Below are 18,730 nucleotides of genomic sequence, written 5' to 3'. Positions count from 1 at the left end.
CGCCACCACGAAATGCCAGTATGTTCAGGCATTTCGACAGAAAGAGAGAGATTTATGGCGACTCAAATCAAGAGAGGAGCAGCTCCAGCGCCACCAACCCAGCTCGTAGAAATGGCATGGGATCCTATTACCCGTATCGTAGGAAGCCTGGGCATCTACACCAAAATCGATTTTCAGCAGCGCAAGGTCGCCGAGTGTCACAGCACATCCTCGATCTTCCGTGGCTATAGCCTCTTTATGCAGGGCAAGGATCCACGCGACGCGCACTTTATTACCAGCCGCATCTGTGGCATCTGTGGCGATAACCACGCCACCTGTTCGGTCTATACCCAGAACATGGCCTATGGCGTCAAACCGCCCGCGCTCGGCGAGTGGATTCTGAACCTGGGCGAGGCCGCGGAGTATATGTTCGACCATAACCTCTACCAGGAGAACCTGGCGGCGGTCGATTTCTGCGAGCAGATGGTGCGCGAGACCAATCCTGGCGTACTGGACCTGGCGGAGAAGACCGAGGCTCCGCATGCCAAAGAGCATGGCTATCGCACAATTGCTGACATCATGCGCTCGCTCAATCCCTTTAGCGGCGAGTTCTATCGCGAAGCCCTGCAAATGAGCCGGCTGGCACGCGAGAAGTTCTGCCTGATGGAGGGGCGCCACGTCCATCCCTCGACGCTCTATCCCGGTGGCGTTGGTACAGTGGCGACCGTCCAGCTCTTCACCGACTACCTGGTCCGCTTGATGAAGTATGTCGAGTTCATGAAGAAGGTTGTCCCCCTACACGATGACCTCTTTGACTTCTTCTACCAGGCCCTCCCAGGCTATGAGAAAGTGGGCTATCGGCAGACACTGCTCGGCTGCTGGGGTTCGTTCCAGGACCCGGATGTCTGCGATTATGACTATCGCACCATGAATGAGTGGGGCAAGGCCATGCTTGTGACGCCGGGCATCATCGTCGACAACGAACTAATCACCACGAACCTCGTAGACATCAACCTGGGCATTCGCATTCTGCTGGGCAGCTCGTACTACGATGACTGGCAGAACGAGCGCACCTTTGTTGATCGCGATCCCCTGGGGAACCCGGTCGATAAGCATCATCCCTGGAACCAGACAACGATTCCAAAACCGCAGAAGCGCGACTTCAATGAGAAGTATAGCTGGGTCATGTCGCCCCGCTGGTATGACCAGCGTAGTGGCAAGCACCTGGCCCTGGATACCGGCGGCGGCCCCATCGCGCGCCTATGGGCCACAGCCCTGGCTGGCCTGGTCAACCTGGATGGCTATATCGAGGCCACAGGCCATAGCGTGAAGATCCGCCTGCCCAAGACGGCCATGAAGCCAGAAGTCGAGTATGAGTGGAAGATTCCGCAGTGGAGCAACGCTCTCGAGCGCGACCGCGCGCGTACCTACTTCCAGGCCTATGCGGCGGCGGTAGCCCTCTACTGTATGGATAAGGCCCTGGCCGAGATCCGCGCCGGGCACACCAAGACCTGGAGCGACTTCTCGGTGCCGAAGGAGGCCATTGGCTGCGGCTTCCATGAAGCGGTTCGCGGCGTGCTCTCGCACCATATGGTGATCGAGAACGGGAAGATCGCCAACTATCATCCCTATCCACCCACGCCCTGGAACGCCAGCGTGCGCGACATCTATGGCACGCCTGGTCCCTATGAAGATGCCGTTCAGAACACGCCCATATTCGAGGAGAATGGTCCAGATAACTTCAAGGGCATTGATATCATGCGCACGGTACGCAGCTTTGATCCCTGCTTACCCTGTGGCGTGCATATGTACCTGGGCGAGGGGAAAGAATTACAGGTTGTCCATTCGCCAACATTCGGACAGCCCTTGTAGCACATTTCCACCATAGAAAGAGGTGCGACGATGCCAAAAGGCAAGAAACACTCTGAACCCGTACACCAGAGTGGGACAGGCAAGGGTGAGGAGGCAATGCAAAAGACTGGGCAGGAGGCCGGACGCCATGATACTGGCATCAGCGGAGCACAGCGCCGCACAGGTAAGGCCTCGGGTCGCTTCTCTACGGGTATCAACCCCGAAAGGGAAGAACCGATTGATCCCAACAGCCCATACCTGCCACCTCCTTAAACAGTAAATAGCATGGGTAGATGCTTCTCTAGAAGCATCTACCCAGCAGCAGTCAGTACATTGTAGGGTCCAGGCTGGCCTGGACTCCTCCCGCTGACGAGGTGGAGTCACGGGAGAAGGCCATGCCAGCCTGGACCCTACAGCATCCTGGTAGCGAGGGAGAAAGGTTCCATGCAGCAACATCTACAGGAGCACCAGCAGCGAGCAGAGCGCATCGAGGCGCTACTTCAAGAGGTAGCGCAATTTCGCGATCACCAGGCTCGCGAGGCCACCGAAGAGCTTGTACAATTGCTGCTCGACCTCTATGGCGAGGGCCTGGCACGCCTGCTCGATATCGCCCGACGCGCTCAGAGCACGGGAGACGCGCTCGTGGAACGCTTTGCCCAGGATGAGCTTCTGGCCTCGCTCTTGCTGCTACATGGACTTCACCCCCTCGACCTGGAGACGCGTGTGCGCCAGGCTCTGGGCAAACTGCAAACCACGCTTGGACCGCGCGGAGGCACGCTCGACCTGCTCAAGATTGAACAAGCCAGAGCCTACCTCGTTCTCAATGGGAGCCACTCCAGTTGCCCCTCCTCAAACGCCTCCCTGACGGCAAAGATTGAACAGGCTGTGCATGAGGTGGCTCCTGAGTTGGAAGAGATCCTGATCGAGCAGAACAATCATCATAAGACAACGAGGCCTGTGACCTTTGTTCCCAGGCAGCGCCAGAAGAAGAGCATGGGGGAAGCGCTATGACAGCGAATTATCCAGATGACGGGCATATCGTGCCGCCTCCCCTGCGGGCGCTGAGGAGGTTCGCGCGCACGCAACCTATCGAGCAGGCCTCTGCGGAACACTGTGAGCTGTGTGGCGAGGTCCTCGCGTCAGAGCATCGCCACCTCCTGGACCTCTCCAGCCGCGCCTGCCTCTGTTCCTGTAACGCCTGCACGCTCCTCTTTGCAGCTGAGCGCCAGCAGGCACGCTACCGGGCTATTCCCCGGCGCGTCCTGCTCCTCTCAGACTTTCAGCTCGACGAGGCCCAGTGGGAGGCGCTTATGCTCCCGGTCAACATGGTCTACATCTTTCGCACGGCTCAAGGGGCACGCGCCTTCTATCCCAGTCCGGCTGGCGCTATGGAGTCGCTGCTAGGCCTGGAACAGTGGCAGAGTATCCTCGCGGCCAATCCAGTATTGGAGGAGATGGAGGAGGATGTAGAGGCCTTGCTGATTAACCGGGTGCGCGAGCAGCGCGAATACTACCTGGCGCCTATCGATGTCTGTTATCAGCTTGTCGGCAAGATTCGTCTGTACTGGCGTGGCCTCAGTGGCGGACAGGAGGCATGGGAGGAGATCGGGGCTTTCTTCGAGCACCTGCGGGCGCAGGCAACGATCTATACCAGGCCGACAAATTCGCCCACAGATGGAGGAGAGCAGCCATGCCAGAGCTGAACTTCGAAATTGTCCAGGCCGAGGTTCCAACATATGCCGCGACGCCCATGCTGCTCTTTCAGTTACGTGTGAGCAATGAAGACGCAGAAGAGACCATTCACAGCATCGCGCTCCGCTGCCAGATCCAGATCGCGGTCATGCAGCGCCACTACAGCCCCCGCGCCCAGGCCCGCCTGCTTGAAGTCTTTGGCGAACCTCAGCGCTGGGGCGAGACCCTGCGCAGCCTGCACTGGACGCATGTGGGGGTCGTTGTACCACAGTTTCGCGGCAGCACACTTGTAGACCTGCCCGTTCCCTGCACCTACGACTTTGATGTCATCGGAGCAAAATACTTTGACGCCCTTGAGGATGGCGAGATCCCTCTCAGCTTTCTCTTTAGCGGGACGGTCTTCTACAGTGGAGAGCAGGGACAGTTGCAAATCGGACAGATCCCCTGGTCGAAAGAGGCCTTCTATCGCCTACCAGTCAGCCACTGGCATGACATGATGAATCATTACTATCCCAATAGCGCCTGGATTCGCATGCATAAAGATGTCTTTGATCTTCTCTATGCCTATAAGATGGGGCATAAATTGCTGACCTGGGATGATACCCTGCAACGCCTGCTCTATACAGCCAGCAAGGAGGTAGAGCCATGATATCAGAGCATATCAAAGCCATCGCTGACGCGGTGCTCTACGAGGGCTACCTGCTCTACCCCTATCGTCACGACGCGCTCAAAAATCGCCTGCGCTGGACCATCGGCGTGGTCTATCCTCGCCCCTATAGCGAGGCGCAAGGTAATATTGAACCCTGGCATATGCGCACCGAATGCCTGATTCAGGGTTCACCCTCCACTCGCATGGTGGTCCTTGCCCGCTTCCTTCACCTGCTTGCCTGCACCCCAGACACACCACAAAGTGAGGCAAACGACCAAGAGAGCTGGCAAGAGGGCATGGAGCGCGAGGTTCTGGCCCCTGAGATGGTGCTTGGCGATCTGCTTACGCAGCCCCAGACAATAGAGATTAGCTTCGAGGGCATGCAACAGACAGATGCGTCCACCTCGCCTGGCGGAACCGCTGTCACACGGGTACAGCAGCCACTTCAGGGCAGGTTACATATTAGCGCGACACGGCTTGAGTCGCAACTCTTCAAGCTCAGGGTGGAGATCGAAAACACGACGCCCGGCACGGAGCAGATCAGCAATCGCCACGATGCCATTCTCTTGCATGCCTTCGTCTCCACTCACACAATCTTGCAGGTAGAGCACGGTAGCTTTATCTCGCTGCTGGAGTACCCCGACGAGATGAGCCAGGCGGTACAGGGCTGCCAGAATGTGCGCACTTGGCCGGTACTGGTTGGAGAACAGGGTGCACATGACACGATGCTCTCAGCACCCATCATTCTCTATGATTATCCTCAGATCGCACCCGAGAGTCCCGGCACCTTCTTCGACGGTACCGAGATCGACGAATTGCTCACACTGCGCATTTTGACGCTCAGCGATGAGGAGAAAGACGCCATGCGTCACGGGAGCGAGCAGGCGCGCCAGCTCCTCGAACGAGTCGAGACTCTGGCGCCAGAACAATTGATGGCGCTTCATGGCACCATTCGCGAGTGGCAGACCAGCAAGCCGCAACCGGCGAGCAAGACCTATGAGCAGACCTTTCCTGGTGAGGACTATCCGCCGCCACGGGCGATACGCATCGCTAACCGCGAGGTAAGCGCTGGCGATCGTGTGCGTCTGCATCCCAAACTGCGGGCAGATGCCTTTGATCTCTTGCTCAATGGCAAGGTGGCACGCGTCGAAGGCATCCAGCAGGATTTTGAAAACCGGCTCTTCCTCGTCGTGACGCTGGATGATGATCCCGGGCGCGAGCAATGGGATGAGCGCGTCCTGCCCGGGCATCGCTTCTTCTTCGCGCCTGAGGAGGTTGAACCACTGGTGGAGGGAACGCTATGAGTCAGTCTGCATCCAGGGCCCAAAGCCAACCATCCATTCTGATCGCCGGGATTGGCAACATCTTTCTGGGCGATGATGGCTTCGGCTGCGAGGTGGCTCAGCGCCTCCTGCGCCGCGAGACCAGGCCGTATCCCACAGGTGTAGAGGTAGTTGATTTCGGCATCCGAGGCGTGGAACTCGCCTATACCCTGCTCGATGGCTACGATACCTTGATCCTGATCGACACGGTGGCACGGGGAGGAGCACCCGGCACCCTCTACCTGCTCGAAATAGACCAGGCACAACCGACACCTGGGCAAGGAACAGAGGCAGGTCGCATCGCCCTGGATGCGCACAGCATGGACCCGGTCAAGATGCTGGCCTTCGCCCATACACTCGGATGCCAGCCCAGGCGCACCCTGCTGGTTGGCTGCGAACCCTCGCCACTCGACATCCAGGCAGACGACTTCGACATTCATCCAGGGTTAAGTCAGCCAGTCGAGGCCGCGATTAGTGAGGCCATTCAACTTATTGACACACTTGTAGCGGAGACCCTCGTAGATACTCAGCAGGCAACCATTTCATCCAGGACAAAGGAGTCATCCTTTTAGCAAGGAAAGGTCTGGCAATGTTATGAAACCATTTACCTTACTCGCCGTGCTTGGTCTGATAGTGCTCATTATCAGGCAACTTTATCCCGACTATCAGCGCTATATGCGCATACGCCATATGTGATATGTAACATGTAATATGTAATAGAGGGCCACCATGCATGAACTCGCCATCGCGCAGGGCATAGCCGAAGCCGTCGACGCTCAGGCGCAGAAACACCAGGCCACGCATGTACGCGAGATCCACCTCCAGATTGGGGAGGCCCAGGGCGTAGTGAATGACTCGCTCACCTTCTGCTTTGAGATGGTGGCCAGCCTCTACCCACTGCTGGAGGGATCGCGGCTCTCAATTGAGTTCATCCCATATCGCGCGCGCTGTCAGCACTGTGCCAGCGAGTTCACCGTCATAAACTTTATTCGCCAGTGTCCAGCCTGTCAGGGCTGGGAGACAGAGGTCATTTCTGGCACCGAGATGCAGATCGACAATATAGAGATTGATGCCCCCATGCAGGCAGAGGAGTAGTGAGCATGCCCAAGGTTACCATCGCGCAAAAGATCCTGGCGGTCAACGAGGATATCGCCCAGGAGATACGCCAGCAGCTACGAGCACACGGCATCCGCACGATCAACCTCATGAGCGGACCGGGTGCCGGGAAGACCACGCTGCTGGAGCAGACTATTGCGCGCCTGCATACGCGCATCGGCATCGGCGTCATCGAGGGCGATATCGAGACCAGCGCGGACGCCGAGCGTATTGAGGCGGCAGGTGGCACCTCCGTCCAGATCAATACGCGTGGGGCCTGCCACCTGGAGGCCCATATGGTGCGTGACGCGCTCGCGCAGATGGACCTGGCACCCCTGCGCCTGCTCTTCATTGAGAACATCGGCAACCTGGTCTGTCCCTCTGCCTGGGACCTGGGCGAAGACCTGCGTGTCGTGATGGTCAGCACCAGCGAAGGGGACGATAAACCAGCCAAGTATCCCGAGATGTTCGCCAGTGCCCAGGCCCTGGTCATCAACAAACTGGATCTCCTGCCCTATGTCGACTATGACCTGGAAAAGGTCAAACGGCAGGCGCAGGCTATCAATCCAGATCTGACGGTCTTCGAGATAAGCTGCCGAACAGGTACCGGCCTACCAGCCTGGTGCGACTGGCTCAATTCTAGCGCTGTCGCCTCCCCATAGGCGCCTATGTTAAAGAGGAATGAGCGCCATAGTTAGAATTGTAATGTTTTTGCAGAGTCAGGGAAGGATCAGGTGTAAGGTCGCAGTGACGCGGGTAGCCCTGCGAAGGAGCAGTCATGGCAACGGTCAGTGGCATGACAATTGAGCGTAGACACCTCACAATCCGGGGCATCGTCCAGGGGGTAGGCTTCCGCCCATTCGTCTACACCCAGGCCCTCCAGTGCGGGCTGGCAGGCTTTGTGCTCAACAACAGCCTGGGAGTCACCATCGAGGTCGAAGGCACCCTTGCCCAACTTGAGCACTTCCAGCACGCTATGCGCTATGACACACCTCCCCTGGCACACGTCGATACCATGGAAGTCGAGTCCATTCCCCTGTGTCATGAGCAAGACTTTCGCATTGCTCACAGCGAGGCAGGAGACGAGCGGCAGGCTCTCATCTCGCCAGACTGCGCGACCTGCCTTGACTGCCAGCGCGAACTCTTCACGCCAGGCGACCGGCGTTTCGCCTATCCCTTTATCAACTGCACCAACTGTGGTCCACGCTTCACCATCATCCAGGATGTCCCCTACGACCGGGAGAAGACCACCATGAGCGCCTTCACCATGTGTCCCGCCTGCCAGGCGGAATACGAGGATCCAGCCAATCGACGCTTCCATGCCCAGCCCAACGCCTGCCCTGTGTGCGGACCCCATGTGCAGTTCCAGGCATGGCAAGAAACACAAGTTGATCTCGACCCGCATAGAAATCAGATCGCGCTCGCGGCTGAACAGCTTGCGCAAGGAGCCATCCTCGCCATCAAGGGATTGGGCGGCTATCACCTGGCCTGTGATGCCTGCAACGCCGAAGCTGTGCAGCGCCTGCGACAGCGCAAGCGGCGCGAGGCCAAGCCTTTCGCCTTGATGGTACCGGATATTGAGACGGCGCAACAGCTCTGCCATATCCACGAGAACGAGGCGACCCTGCTTCAATCTCATCGCCGCCCGATTGTTCTGCTGGATAGGTTATCTGAGAATTCAGTGGCTTCCGACGTCGCGCCAGGCTATGACACGCTGGGGATAATGCTGCCCTATACCCCACTCCACCATCTCCTGCTCCGGCATTTTCGTGAGTACGTCGGGGCGAATGGCGTGCCAGTCCTGGTAATGACGAGCGGGAACCTGAGCGAGGAACCCATTGCCTATCGTGACGCGGATGCGCGGGCGCGGCTCGCCCCCATCGCGGAGGGTATGCTCAGCCATAACCGCGAGATTCATATGCGTACTGATGACTCGGTCGCCCGCGTTACTGGCGGAGGGGTACAGTTTCTGCGCCGCGCACGCGGCTATGTGCCCGAGCCTATCGCGCTGGGCATTGACCTGCCTGTCCCCCTGCTGGCCTGTGGTGGACATCTGAAAAACACCTTCTGCGTTGGCAAGCAGCACCGCGCCTTCCTCAGCCACCACATTGGCGACCTGGAGAACCTGGAGACCTTGACCTCGTTCCGCGAAGGCATCACACACTTTCAGCGCCTCTTCGATATCGAGCCACAGGCCATAGCATACGATCTGCATCCCGAGTACCTGACGACCAAATATGCCCTTGAGACGGACATTCCTCAGAAGATTGGTGTCCAGCACCACCACGCGCACATTACCAGCGTTATAGCAGAGCACCAGCTTGAGGGGAGCGTACTCGGTATCGCCGCCGATGGCACGGGATATGGGACGGATGGCGCCATCTGGGGCTGCGAGATTATGCAGGCCACGCTTGGCGACTTCACGCGCCTGGCGCACCTTGACTACGTACCACTCCCAGGGGGCGAGCAAGCTATCCGTCAGCCCTGGCGCATGGCGGCGGTCTACCTGGACCAGGCCTTTGGCGCGAGCTTCCCTGAGCTACCCATCCCTTTCACTCATATGCTTGATCGCCGCGCCTGGCGCCCCATCTCACAGATGATCGAGCGCCAACTCAATAGTCCAGCTACCTCCAGCCTGGGTCGGCTCTTTGACGCCGTGGCCGCGCTCCTGGGGCTACGCCAGGAGGTACTCTACGAGGGACAGGCCGCGATTGAGCTTGAAATCCTGGCGCACAAGGCAGGCCTGGACACGGAAGACGACTGCTATCCCTTCGCCATCCAGGAGCAGGGTGAGCAACATCCCAGGCTCCTGAATGTCGCGCCTGCCATACAAGCTATAGTCGAGGACATGAGGCGCGGTGAAGTCTCAGCCAATATCGCCGCTCGTTTTCATCGCACCATTGCGGAGATGCTTGCCACGGCCTGTTGCGAGTTGGGAGCGGGCAGCGAGCAGCGGCGCGTCGCGCTGAGCGGGGGCGTCTTCCAGAATCGCTTCCTGCTTGAAGAAGTGCAGCGGCGCCTGGAGGCCTCCGGGTTTCATGTCTACGTCAATCGGCAGGTCCCGCCTAATGATGGCGGGCTCTGCCTGGGGCAGCTCGCCACAGCGGCGGCACGCCTGCGTACAGCAGCTAGCTAATATAAGAGGAGAAACGCTATGTGTCTTGGCATCCCTGGCAAGATTGTAGATATTGTTGACGACGCCAACTCGATTGCAAAAGTCGATGTCTCGGGCGTCAAGCGCAACGTAAATGTCGGACTGGTGCGGCCTGAGGGCATTGGTCCTGGCGACTGGGTGCTGATTCATGTCGGCTTCGCCATGAGCAAGATCGATGAGCACGAGGCCCAGGAGACGATGACCGCCCTCCACCAGATGGGCGATGTCTACACCGATGAATTGAAGATGCTGCGCTCAAGTCAAATTGAATAAATTTATCCAGCCAGCCATGGTTATTGTTACGCTAGATTGAGGGGGACAGCATGACGCAAGCAATGCCACAAAAACATATCGACCTGCGCACACTCGTCGAGGCACGTTTCGCCCAGAGCACCTCGGTCCCCGAAACGTTTTTCGCTGCTCAGGCTCCACATATCGCGGAGGCCTGCTGGGCCATGGCGCGCCGCTTTCACCAGCAGGGCCGCCTGATTGCCTTTGGCAATGGCGCCTGGGCCACCGATGCCCAGCATATCTCGGTGGAGTTTGTGCACCCGGTCATCGTGGGGAAACGCGCCCTTCCGGCCATGGCCCTGACCAATGATAGCGCCACCATTAGCGGTTTAATGGCTGGTGGCGCGCCTACCATGCCCTTCGCGCGCCAACTGCAAGCCCTGGCACGCCCCCAGGATATCGCCGTTGGCTATTCCGTTGATGGGCAGGACGCCAATGTGCTTGCTGGACTGGCGCTCGCCCGGCAACGAGGGCTGCTAACCCTGGCCCTGCTGGGGCGTGATGGCGGAGAGATCGCGCGAAGCGATCTCGACTTCTGCTTCGTCGTCCAGGCCAACGATCCACTGGTCATTCAAGAGACGCATGAGACGCTCTATCACGTCCTCTGGGAACTGGTTCACGTCTTCTTCGAGCATGAGGGCTTACTTTCGCAATGAAGAAACATAAAGCACACAATCAGGAAGAGACGCTCTTACAACGGATGCAGGATACATACAGCAACTGCACTACAGGTGTGGATGGGCACTGTATTACCTGCTCGGACCAGGCGCTACCCGCACGCATTCTGAGCGTTGACGAGGCATGTGGAATAGCGCTGGTAGAGATTGCAGATGAGCAGACCGAAGTCGATGTTACGCTGCTCGATCACCTGGAGCCAGGCGACATGATCCTGGTACATGGAGGCACAGGCATATCTCTGTACACAGAACGGACTTAAGCGGATGTAGGGTCCATGCTGGCATGGACTCCGAGTGAAACGACGTTCCAGGTGCCAGAGAGTCCATGCCAGCATGGACCCTACGCATTGCGTGAATTAACCAATGAGGGCAAGGCAGGGGCTATCCTGTGCTGGAGAGAAAGTAGGAGGAAGAAAGCGATGAGTGAAGCACAAGGTTCGGAATACGACAAGCTCTTCTACCCCTTCCTCTTTGAAGGGGGCAAAGCTGATGTAGCAGAGGTGCTGGCAGAGGTACGACACTCTACACTGGAGAAATGCCACGAGGTCGTGGCGCTCAGGCGGGCCACGCTCGCGGAGTTTGAAGAACAGATCGTCGCCGCGGGCGAGGCCATGATGCACGCCTTCGCCAATGGAGCGCTGCTCCTGGCCTTTGGCAACGGTGGCAGCGCGACCGACGCCCAGGATATCGTGGCCGAGCTGCTGGACCCACCCTTTCCAGGTGGGAGGCCTCTGCCAGCCATCTCCCTCACCAATGACATCGCCGTCGTCACGGCAGTAGGCAATGACGTAGGCTATGAAAACGTCTTCCTACGCCAGGTCATCGCCTTTGGCCATCCCGGCGATATCGCGCTGGGCGTCTCGACCAGTGGCAACTCCGCGAATGTCCTTCTGGCCCTGGAGCAAGCCAAAAAGCAACAGATGCTGACCATCGGCCTGACAGGCTATGAGGGCGGGAAAATGCTGCGCTCGAAGGCCCTTGACTACTGCATCAACTCACCAAGCGATCATATTCCACGCATTCAGGAGGCGCAGGCCACCGTCTATCACACGCTCCTTGAAATAATACACTTCCTGCTCAACGAGCAGCAACAGAAAGAGCAAGCGAATGGGCATGAAATACATCGATGAATACCGCGACGCCGAACTGGCGAAGCGCATCTCCACGGAAGTAGATCGCCTGAGCCAGGGTCAGTCGCTCAAGCTTATGGAGGTCTGTGGCGGGCACACTCACACCATCTATAAACATGGGATTGAGGACGTCCTACCACACAATATCGACCTGGTGCATGGCCCAGGCTGCCCCGTCTGTGTGCTGCCCATGGGCCGCATCGACGATGCCCTGGCGATCGCGCGCATGGATAACGTCATCTTCACCACCTTTGGCGATATGATGCGCGTCCCGGGTTCTAAGGGGAGTTTGCTGGATGCCAAAGCAGAGGGAGCCGATGTGCGCTTCGTCTACTCACCCCTGGACGCTTTTAAGCTGGCCCGTCAATATCCCGACCGCCAGGTGGTCTTCTTCGCCATCGGCTTTGAGACGACAGCGCCCTCAACAGCGGTCACACTCCTGCGCGCCAAGGCCGAAGGTGTGCATAACTTCTCGGTCTTCTGTAACCACGTGACCATCATTCCCGCCATCAAGGCCATCCTCGACTCGCCCGATCTGCGCCTGGACGGCTTTGTCGGACCTGGACATGTGAGCATGGTCATCGGCATGCGGCCCTATAACTTTATTGCGCAGCAGCATCGCAAGCCAGTCGTCATCGCAGGCTTTGAGCCGCTCGACATTATTCAATCTGTCTATATGATCGTCAAGCAGATCAGCGAGGGGCGCTCAGAGGTCGAGAACCAGTATACACGTGTCGTCCGCCCGGAGGGGAACATCAAAGCCCTGGAGGCCATGGCACGCACGATGGAGCTACGCCCCTTCTTCGAGTGGCGCGGACTGGGCTTTATCACGCATAGCGCATTGAAGCTCCGCCCGGAGTTCGCGGAGTGGGATGCCGAGCTACGCTTCGACGTGCCTGGGCTCCGCGTGGCCGATCCCAAGGCCTGCCAGTGTGGCGAAGTGCTCAAGGGCGTGATCAAGCCATGGGAGTGTAAGGTCTTTGGCACGGCCTGCACCCCTGAGACACCCATTGGCACCTGCATGGTCTCACCGGAGGGGGCCTGCGCCGCCTACTTTAACTATGGACGCTTCTCGATGGCGGCTGAGCGCTCCCGCCTGCATATAGAATCGAACGCTACTATTCCCACCCGTTCATAAAGAGGAGGGGTCGCGATGCAAGCACATATCCCAGGCAGCCCGGACATGGTTGAGAGCGTTTTACAAAAGATTGAGCGCACGCGGCAGGCGCGCAAGCACAAGTTCTACCTGCGAGATGAACGCATTACCTTGAGCCATGGCAGCGGCGGCAAGGCCACGCATAACCTCATTGAGGGCGTCTTCGCACCGGCCTTTTCTAATCCTATGCTAGATATCATGGATGATTCAGCGATCTTCACCGTCACTGTCGAACAGCCAAGACTGGCGTTCACTACCGATACCTATGTGGTGAGTCCGCTCTTCTTTCCCGGCGGCGATATCGGCAAGCTCGCGGTCCATGGCACAGTCAATGACCTGGCCATGGCAGGTGCCAGGCCGCTCTACCTCTCGGCGGGCTTTATCCTGGAGGAGGGGTTTCCCATCAGCGAGCTACGCCGCATCGTCGACTCGATGGCAAACGCCGCCCGCGAAGCGGGAATCGCAATTGTGACGGGAGATACCAAGGTCGTTCAGCGCGGCAAGGCCGATGGTCTCTTTATCAATACTGCCGGTGTCGGGCACATTCAGGCCACCTGGAACATGGGACAGAACTTCTTGCGAGTGGGGGATAAGATCCTACTCAACGGGCCTGTAGGGGATCACGGCATCGCAATCATGATGGCGCGCGAGGCTCTCGATATCGAGACCGACGTCGAGAGCGATACAGCGCCGCTACACTCCCTGACTGAGGCGTTGCTCTCAGCCGTGGGCGAGGGCGTGCACTGTCTGAAGGATCCTACACGCGGAGGCGTCGCGACCTCGCTCAATGAGATGGCCATGAGTTCAGAGGTCTCAATTGGCCTCGAAGAACACGCCATCCCAGTTCATGCTGGAGTGCGTGGCGCCTGCGAGATTCTCGGCCTCGATCCCCTGACCATCGCCAATGAAGGCAAGCTACTGGCAGTCATCGCGCCAGAGCAGGCTGAGCACGCCCTTGATGTGCTCCACGCACACCCACTGGGGCGCGAGGCGGCCTTGATAGGCACCGTGCAAGCAGAGCCGCCCGGCATGGTCTTCCTGCATACTGATATCGGCGGCCTGCGCGTCCTGGACATGCTGGTGGGTGATCCCCTGCCGCGCATCTGTTAGAAATAGCAGAGAGAGCATATCCATTGCAACCGGGAATACCGATACACGTAAATGATTATGAGTACCACGTGCATGCACCTGACCATAATGAGCGTGGTACGCCCTAGTGCGCATGCGCACCAGGGCGTACCACGCTCATTATCAAGATGAAAAACAAGGAGACATACAAACCATGAGTCGACGACGGAAAAAGTTCGATGCTAAAAGCTTTGCCCTTGGCGTGGCCGTAATCGCACTGACCGGGGCCGCCCTGAGTGAGCAACTGCGCAAACCGCAAGAGGAGCGCACCTGGGAAGGGCAGATCCTGGGCGTGCCCTATGACTTCCGCGCCCCCACGCCTGAGCGTATCCGTGAGCGAATGTGGAACCCCAACACCTCAAGCATTTTCACGCCTCATATCTTTGGCGTAGGCTGGACCATCAACTTCTATCCTCTTGTGCACCCCAAATCACGCAATGAAGCGGAACGTGAGCTTAGTCGCGTATAAGAGATAAAGGGCCAATGTTTTTCTGCTTCAATTCAGCATATAGAACATTGGCTCTTATCTCTGAGGAAAGCACATAAGACAATGAACCAGCCGCCAGAGCATGTAAGCTCGCACCAGCTTATTCAGAGCAAGCTCCCTCTCATTACGACGCGGGAGAAGGTTGAGATTCTCTTTAAAGCGACGCGATCGCTGGGTACAAAAGAGAAGAGTGAGGTGCTGGGGGCGGCTGGCATCCAGTTTCTCAAACACCAGGTACCGCACCTGGCGCTCAAACTGCTTATAGAGCACTATGTCAAAGGCATCCTCTGGTCAGCTATCTATATCGTGGCGGCGGTCGCCTGTGTCTTCCTGCTGGCGCTATTACAAGCCCCAGGCTCAGCTTTTTTGACCACGCTCGCCACCCTGATAGCCTTCTTCCTTGGCTTCCTGCTCTTTGCCCTGCTCGCTTTTCTGCACATGCTACGCTCGCTTTTCACACGCAAGCTCTCCAAAGAGGAGCGCGCTCGTTTGGTCAGTGCCATCGAGGCGCTTGAGCCGCAAGAGAGAAGCGCCTTGCTCAAGCAGATAGGGGCACAGGTTTTTCGTCGCGAGCTTGGCGATACCATCTTTGGCTCTCTGCTCAAAGGAATAATTGTCAGCCTGGTAGGTGGCCTGCTCACAGGACTCTTTCTACTCCTAAGCGTGTGGCTAGCCCACACGTTTGCAACCCCCTATCTACCTATTGTCGCGGCTGGTATCGCCTTTCTAGCGGGCTTATTCCTCCCCCGCTACGTCCACAAGAGCCTGGAAAAATTCTCTCGACGTCGCGCCTCAGCTAAACTGGAAATAGAATAACACATTGTAGGGCTCATGCTGGTATGGACCCCTACAAGCTCTTTTTTATGGGACTATACTAGTCAGAGAAGCGCCAGTATAGCTGGCCTCTCTCTGTTGCATTCAAGAAGCCAATGTCTCCCTGTTCCCCGTTCTTCAAGCAGAAAGGGTGACTGCATGCCAGATAACAAAATAGGTTATGAGGCAAGGAAGCGCAACACGAGCCAAGAGGCACATACACAGGTCCGGACATTCCCTGCTCTCCAGCCACTCATCAGGCAGCCTGGTGAAGGAATCGGTATCGCGGGCTCTCCTGGGGATCCGACCGCGATCACCCTGACAGGGAAGGAGACAGGGGGAGCCTTCTTCCTGATCAATGCCTACTCTTTGGTTCCCAATGTCGGGCCACCACTACATGTCCACACGCGTGAGGATGAGACATGGTACATCCTCGAAGGCGAGTATGAGTTCCGTATTGGCGATAATCTCGTCTCCGCCAGTCCAGGGATGACCATCTTTGGGCCACGCAACATCCCCCACACCTTTCACACCACAGGATCTGGGCATTGGCATGTCCTGATCATGGTCACTCCAGCCGGGCTGGAAGACTTTTTTATCACCATGGGGCAACGCATTCGTCAGGATGAACTGACGCCAGAGGGCCTGAAGAAGCTCGCCCGCCAATATGGCATCAGTTTTTTGGCTTAATAGGAGGTGTGAGATGGCCCCTGGTTGCCTGCGACAACCAGGGGCCATCTCACACCTCCTACCTTACCCTTAAAGGACCACGCGCGTAGCCTTGATCACCCCAAGCTTGCTGCGTTTGCCCTCAACTACCATCGTGCCACCCTCCTGAATATCCGCGACGGCAGAGCTGAGGATATGCTGGCCGTTCTGGTCAAAGACCTCGGTATTGTTACCAATAATGACCGCGGCGGGCTTCTGCTCGCTGGTCAAGGCGTTTATCGTTGTACCCGCCACGATATAGGTACCGGGTTTCTCTGGGTGTTGCGCCTTTCCTATCACGGTCACCTTGCGCCCATTCTCGAAGAGCGAGGTAACAAGACTCGGCAGTTCAGCACGAATCTCTTCCTGGCGCTTCTCTTTCTCCACGTCTACAGAATGCTCTGGCTGCGAAATGGCTCGCTCGGTTGCCTCTTGCAGTTCGGTCTGTGCGGGATCATCTTTCTTCTTATCACCAATGTTACTGGCCTTATGTTCCTCTTCTTGCTCCAGATCCAGCTTCTTGTGTCGCCGGGGATGCTGGAACAATTCCTCATTGTAGGTACAGGGGAAGGCCATGGGAAGCGCCTTGTGGAGCGCATCAAAACGATAGGAAACCATCACCTGGCTGGAGTCCTCCACCTGGCCAATCAGCTCGTAATCTTCCTTGCTTACGTAGTCTTTGAGCTTGACCGCGCTTCCATCCAGTTCCATAGGCACGGAGGCCGGAACCTTGATCTCCAGGTGCGAGCCATGGAAGTATTGACTCGTCGTGTTGTGAGGCTTATGGCGCAGTAACAGCGAACCTACCTGCTGCATGGTTGAGACAGGATCGCCACCTACGATGATACAGACATCAAGTACACCATCATCAATATAAGCTTCAGGTGTGGTCTCCAGCACCATGGCATAGCGACGAGTGTTACCGATAATAACCTGGAGCGCCTCGCCCTGCCAGATCATATCGCTCTCCCCACTCTCACCAACACCACGAATCTCAATGGGAAAAGTCTGATGGTCAGGCAACTTCTGCGCGACCGTCAGACCAACGGCAAGCGGACCGAGTCGATACTTCAGCGGCTTGGGAGCGTGACGCATCACCTCGGCATCAAAACCCAAACCCGCCATGAGCAAGAAATGGTTGCGCACACGTGAACCAACCTGCTTGCGCGCGCGCTTCTTCGCTTTCTTCCCGTTCTGTGTCGCTCGTTGAGACTCTACGTTCTCCGGGAAAGAGACTGAAGAAACTTCCACATGGCCCACATCGACACGGCGAACTTCGCTATTCACCAATGCCAGGGCAGCCTTGACAGGTTCAGTTGGCACACCAATATCACCAGCCCACAGGTTTGCGGTACCGCCTGGAATGACGCCCACCACACTCTTGCCAGGCTTCTTCGCGCGCATAATACCATTTACCACCTGGTTGACTGTTCCATCACCACCGTAGCTAATTACGAGATCGTGGCCATCCTCGCTGGCCTCACGCGCCATCTCAATCGACTGGCCGCCGTACTGCTTCAGGGCCACCTCGGTCTCCCAGCCAGCCGCAGAGAGCACTGAGACGACATCCGGAATCTTGGTAACGTTCTGCCCTGCCCGGGGATTGATCGCCAATAATGCTTTTTCGCTTTGCATAATACCAATCCTCTTTTTTACAAGTATGCGATGTTTTTTAAACCGTTCTTCAACATATTTTCCACTTTGTATTCGCTCTATTCTATTTACGTGAGCAGACCGAGACTGGATGCAGCAAAGCACTCCTTCACTTACTGTGGCTACGTAAAAGCTCCCTATATTTGGCGGGGGCGAGACCAACGACCTGCCTGAACTGCCTTGAAAATGCGCTGTGATCGGTATAACCACAGGCGTGGGCAATGGTCGTGATGGAGGCATCACTTTCCAGCAGGCGTGTCGCCGCTTCGAGACGTGTTTTAATAATAAATTGCTTGGGGGTTAGTTCAAAAATACGCTGCATATGTCGCTCAAGTTGCGATACAGAGAGGTGTGAGATCGCAGCCAGATCCTCAAGCCTGAGCGGTTGAGCATAGAAACGCTGAATATGAGCTACGACCTCAGAGAGACGCTGATAGACAGGGTGAGATTCATCGGGCATATGCAGGTCGCGCGAAATACCGGCCAGCCCGGCGACCTGAGAGTTCTGGTCAAGCAAGGGAATCTTATGTGTCAGACACCAGCCACGCGCACCATCGTTATACAGGTGAAGCTCAAGGCGATTCGAGATCGCTCGTCCCTGTCTGATTACTTCGAGGTCCTGAGCCAGGTAGATCGCCCCCAGCTCGGCGGGGAAGACCTCCAGGGATGAACAGCCTAAAAGCTCACTCTTCCGCTTATACCCACAGCGCCGCCTCAATGTATCATTGACCACCAGGTATCTACCATGCAGGTCTTTGATAAAGAAAACGACATCGGACAATTGATCAAAAAGCACCTCGACGAAAAAGGGGTCAATGAGCGCGTGCGCGAGCTGCTGGCGAGCAGACATTACCCACTCCACCGACTGCCTTGAGCGCGCCTCTGTTTGGAACGAAGACATTCTCGCACCTCACTTATGCCAAAATCCGCATATATCTTCCCTTA

Annotated in this window: 22 protein-coding genes; 20 read left to right on the top strand and 2 right to left on the bottom strand. The window is 57.2% G+C overall.

The window, feature by feature from the left end:
* Window positions 1–54 precede the first annotated feature (54 nt).
* From JMJ16_RS31840 to JMJ16_RS31750, 20 genes are all read left to right on the top strand, one after another.
* Complete coding sequence (locus tag JMJ16_RS31840) at window positions 55–1,851, top strand: nickel-dependent hydrogenase large subunit (protein ID WP_201388140.1); 1,797 nt, start codon at window positions 55–57, stop codon at window positions 1,849–1,851.
* A gap of 30 nt (window positions 1,852–1,881) precedes the next feature.
* Window positions 1,882–2,103, top strand: coding sequence for a hypothetical protein (locus JMJ16_RS31835; protein ID WP_201388138.1), 222 nt, complete (start codon window positions 1,882–1,884; stop codon window positions 2,101–2,103).
* A gap of 171 nt (window positions 2,104–2,274) precedes the next feature.
* A complete protein-coding gene (locus tag JMJ16_RS31830) occupies window positions 2,275–2,841 on the top strand; it encodes a NifU family protein (protein WP_201388136.1) in 567 nt (188 codons plus the stop codon).
* Window positions 2,838–3,533 (top strand): DUF5947 family protein, encoded by a 696-nt coding sequence (locus tag JMJ16_RS31825; RefSeq protein WP_201388134.1) that lies wholly within the window; start codon window positions 2,838–2,840, stop codon window positions 3,531–3,533. Before JMJ16_RS31830 ends, JMJ16_RS31825 begins: the two co-directional genes overlap by 4 nt.
* Entirely contained in the window at window positions 3,521–4,171 is a 651-nt protein-coding gene (locus tag JMJ16_RS31820; RefSeq protein WP_201388132.1) for a DUF6084 family protein, read from the top strand. The genes JMJ16_RS31825 and JMJ16_RS31820 overlap by 13 nt, the downstream gene beginning before the upstream one ends.
* A complete protein-coding gene (locus tag JMJ16_RS31815; protein ID WP_201388130.1) occupies window positions 4,168–5,475 on the top strand; it encodes a hypothetical protein in 1,308 nt (435 codons plus the stop codon). The genes JMJ16_RS31820 and JMJ16_RS31815 overlap by 4 nt, the downstream gene beginning before the upstream one ends.
* Window positions 5,472–6,065 carry a hydrogenase maturation protease gene (locus tag JMJ16_RS31810; protein ID WP_201388129.1) on the top strand — a complete coding sequence of 198 codons (594 nt, stop codon included), beginning with the start codon at window positions 5,472–5,474 and terminating at the stop codon, window positions 6,063–6,065. The genes JMJ16_RS31815 and JMJ16_RS31810 overlap by 4 nt, the downstream gene beginning before the upstream one ends.
* Before the next feature lie 22 nt (window positions 6,066–6,087).
* The gene (locus JMJ16_RS57350; RefSeq protein ID WP_374229110.1) at window positions 6,088–6,189 is read left to right on the top strand and encodes a hypothetical protein; all 102 of its coding nucleotides are present in this window, start codon (window positions 6,088–6,090) and stop codon (window positions 6,187–6,189) included.
* 33 nt (window positions 6,190–6,222) lie between these two features.
* Window positions 6,223–6,588 (top strand): hydrogenase maturation nickel metallochaperone HypA, encoded by a 366-nt coding sequence (hypA, locus tag JMJ16_RS31805; protein ID WP_201388127.1) that lies wholly within the window; start codon window positions 6,223–6,225, stop codon window positions 6,586–6,588.
* A gap of 5 nt (window positions 6,589–6,593) precedes the next feature.
* On the top strand, window positions 6,594–7,250 hold the full coding sequence (hypB, locus tag JMJ16_RS31800) for a hydrogenase nickel incorporation protein HypB (RefSeq protein WP_201388125.1): 657 nt from the start codon (window positions 6,594–6,596) through the stop codon (window positions 7,248–7,250).
* A gap of 116 nt (window positions 7,251–7,366) precedes the next feature.
* On the top strand, window positions 7,367–9,724 hold the full coding sequence (hypF, locus tag JMJ16_RS31795; RefSeq protein WP_201388123.1) for a carbamoyltransferase HypF: 2,358 nt from the start codon (window positions 7,367–7,369) through the stop codon (window positions 9,722–9,724).
* A gap of 18 nt (window positions 9,725–9,742) precedes the next feature.
* Window positions 9,743–10,015, top strand: coding sequence for a HypC/HybG/HupF family hydrogenase formation chaperone (locus tag JMJ16_RS31790; RefSeq protein ID WP_007904667.1), 273 nt, complete (start codon window positions 9,743–9,745; stop codon window positions 10,013–10,015).
* Window positions 10,016–10,065: 50 nt separating this feature from the next.
* Window positions 10,066–10,689, top strand: a complete 624-nt coding sequence (locus tag JMJ16_RS31785) for an SIS domain-containing protein (RefSeq protein WP_201388121.1) — start codon at window positions 10,066–10,068, stop codon at window positions 10,687–10,689.
* Window positions 10,686–10,970: a HypC/HybG/HupF family hydrogenase formation chaperone gene (locus JMJ16_RS31780; protein WP_201388118.1), complete on the top strand. Its 285-nt coding sequence runs from the start codon at window positions 10,686–10,688 to the stop codon at window positions 10,968–10,970. Before JMJ16_RS31785 ends, JMJ16_RS31780 begins: the two co-directional genes overlap by 4 nt.
* Before the next feature lie 159 nt (window positions 10,971–11,129).
* Window positions 11,130–11,840 (top strand): SIS domain-containing protein, encoded by a 711-nt coding sequence (locus JMJ16_RS31775; protein WP_201388116.1) that lies wholly within the window; start codon window positions 11,130–11,132, stop codon window positions 11,838–11,840.
* Window positions 11,824–12,978, top strand: coding sequence for a hydrogenase formation protein HypD (hypD, locus tag JMJ16_RS31770; RefSeq protein ID WP_236601760.1), 1,155 nt, complete (start codon window positions 11,824–11,826; stop codon window positions 12,976–12,978). The genes JMJ16_RS31775 and hypD overlap by 17 nt, the downstream gene beginning before the upstream one ends.
* 15 nt (window positions 12,979–12,993) lie before the next feature.
* Window positions 12,994–14,106 carry a hydrogenase expression/formation protein HypE gene (gene hypE, locus JMJ16_RS31765; protein ID WP_236601759.1) on the top strand — a complete coding sequence of 371 codons (1,113 nt, stop codon included), beginning with the start codon at window positions 12,994–12,996 and terminating at the stop codon, window positions 14,104–14,106.
* A gap of 172 nt (window positions 14,107–14,278) precedes the next feature.
* Window positions 14,279–14,593: a DUF5808 domain-containing protein gene (locus tag JMJ16_RS31760; RefSeq protein WP_201388112.1), complete on the top strand. Its 315-nt coding sequence runs from the start codon at window positions 14,279–14,281 to the stop codon at window positions 14,591–14,593.
* Between the two features lie 81 nt (window positions 14,594–14,674).
* Window positions 14,675–15,427, top strand: a complete 753-nt coding sequence (locus tag JMJ16_RS31755) for a hypothetical protein (RefSeq protein ID WP_201388110.1) — start codon at window positions 14,675–14,677, stop codon at window positions 15,425–15,427.
* A gap of 156 nt (window positions 15,428–15,583) precedes the next feature.
* Window positions 15,584–16,114, top strand: a complete 531-nt coding sequence (locus tag JMJ16_RS31750; RefSeq protein WP_201388108.1) for a cupin domain-containing protein — start codon at window positions 15,584–15,586, stop codon at window positions 16,112–16,114.
* Window positions 16,115–16,183: 69 nt separating this feature from the next.
* On the opposite strand, the gene JMJ16_RS31745 is transcribed toward JMJ16_RS31750, so the two are convergent.
* Complete coding sequence (locus tag JMJ16_RS31745; protein WP_201388105.1) at window positions 16,184–17,767, bottom strand: diacylglycerol kinase family protein; 1,584 nt, start codon at window positions 17,765–17,767, stop codon at window positions 16,184–16,186.
* Between the two features lie 127 nt (window positions 17,768–17,894).
* A complete protein-coding gene (locus JMJ16_RS31740; protein ID WP_201388102.1) occupies window positions 17,895–18,686 on the bottom strand; it encodes an AraC family transcriptional regulator in 792 nt (263 codons plus the stop codon).
* Window positions 18,687–18,730 lie beyond the last annotated feature (44 nt).

This window comes from Ktedonobacter sp. SOSP1-52 (assembly GCF_016587395.1).
Note: the sequence above shows the minus strand (reverse complement) of the source record. Positions and strands in the feature narration are given on the sequence as shown.

What these genes read in the sequence shown, in the direction of transcription:
- JMJ16_RS31745 (WP_201388105.1), bottom strand. Translation starts at nt 17,767, where the DNA reads ATGCAAAGCGAAAAAGCATTATTGGCGATCAATCCCCGGGCAGGGCAG.
- JMJ16_RS31810 (WP_201388129.1), top strand. Translation starts at nt 5,472, where the DNA reads ATGAGTCAGTCTGCATCCAGGGCCCAAAGCCAACCATCCATTCTGATC.
- JMJ16_RS31790 (WP_007904667.1), top strand. Translation starts at nt 9,743, where the DNA reads ATGTGTCTTGGCATCCCTGGCAAGATTGTAGATATTGTTGACGACGCC.
- JMJ16_RS31820 (WP_201388132.1), top strand. Translation starts at nt 3,521, where the DNA reads ATGCCAGAGCTGAACTTCGAAATTGTCCAGGCCGAGGTTCCAACATAT.
- hypD (WP_236601760.1), top strand. Translation starts at nt 11,824, where the DNA reads ATGAAATACATCGATGAATACCGCGACGCCGAACTGGCGAAGCGCATC.
- JMJ16_RS31815 (WP_201388130.1), top strand. Translation starts at nt 4,168, where the DNA reads ATGATATCAGAGCATATCAAAGCCATCGCTGACGCGGTGCTCTACGAG.
- JMJ16_RS31785 (WP_201388121.1), top strand. Translation starts at nt 10,066, where the DNA reads ATGACGCAAGCAATGCCACAAAAACATATCGACCTGCGCACACTCGTC.
- JMJ16_RS31755 (WP_201388110.1), top strand. Translation starts at nt 14,675, where the DNA reads ATGAACCAGCCGCCAGAGCATGTAAGCTCGCACCAGCTTATTCAGAGC.
- hypA (WP_201388127.1), top strand. Translation starts at nt 6,223, where the DNA reads ATGCATGAACTCGCCATCGCGCAGGGCATAGCCGAAGCCGTCGACGCT.
- JMJ16_RS57350 (WP_374229110.1), top strand. Translation starts at nt 6,088, where the DNA reads ATGAAACCATTTACCTTACTCGCCGTGCTTGGTCTGATAGTGCTCATT.
- JMJ16_RS31780 (WP_201388118.1), top strand. Translation starts at nt 10,686, where the DNA reads ATGAAGAAACATAAAGCACACAATCAGGAAGAGACGCTCTTACAACGG.
- JMJ16_RS31825 (WP_201388134.1), top strand. Translation starts at nt 2,838, where the DNA reads ATGACAGCGAATTATCCAGATGACGGGCATATCGTGCCGCCTCCCCTG.
- JMJ16_RS31830 (WP_201388136.1), top strand. Translation starts at nt 2,275, where the DNA reads ATGCAGCAACATCTACAGGAGCACCAGCAGCGAGCAGAGCGCATCGAG.
- JMJ16_RS31750 (WP_201388108.1), top strand. Translation starts at nt 15,584, where the DNA reads ATGCCAGATAACAAAATAGGTTATGAGGCAAGGAAGCGCAACACGAGC.
- JMJ16_RS31840 (WP_201388140.1), top strand. Translation starts at nt 55, where the DNA reads ATGGCGACTCAAATCAAGAGAGGAGCAGCTCCAGCGCCACCAACCCAG.
- JMJ16_RS31740 (WP_201388102.1), bottom strand. Translation starts at nt 18,686, where the DNA reads ATGTCTTCGTTCCAAACAGAGGCGCGCTCAAGGCAGTCGGTGGAGTGG.
- JMJ16_RS31835 (WP_201388138.1), top strand. Translation starts at nt 1,882, where the DNA reads ATGCCAAAAGGCAAGAAACACTCTGAACCCGTACACCAGAGTGGGACA.
- JMJ16_RS31760 (WP_201388112.1), top strand. Translation starts at nt 14,279, where the DNA reads ATGAGTCGACGACGGAAAAAGTTCGATGCTAAAAGCTTTGCCCTTGGC.
- hypF (WP_201388123.1), top strand. Translation starts at nt 7,367, where the DNA reads ATGGCAACGGTCAGTGGCATGACAATTGAGCGTAGACACCTCACAATC.
- hypB (WP_201388125.1), top strand. Translation starts at nt 6,594, where the DNA reads ATGCCCAAGGTTACCATCGCGCAAAAGATCCTGGCGGTCAACGAGGAT.
- hypE (WP_236601759.1), top strand. Translation starts at nt 12,994, where the DNA reads ATGCAAGCACATATCCCAGGCAGCCCGGACATGGTTGAGAGCGTTTTA.
- JMJ16_RS31775 (WP_201388116.1), top strand. Translation starts at nt 11,130, where the DNA reads ATGAGTGAAGCACAAGGTTCGGAATACGACAAGCTCTTCTACCCCTTC.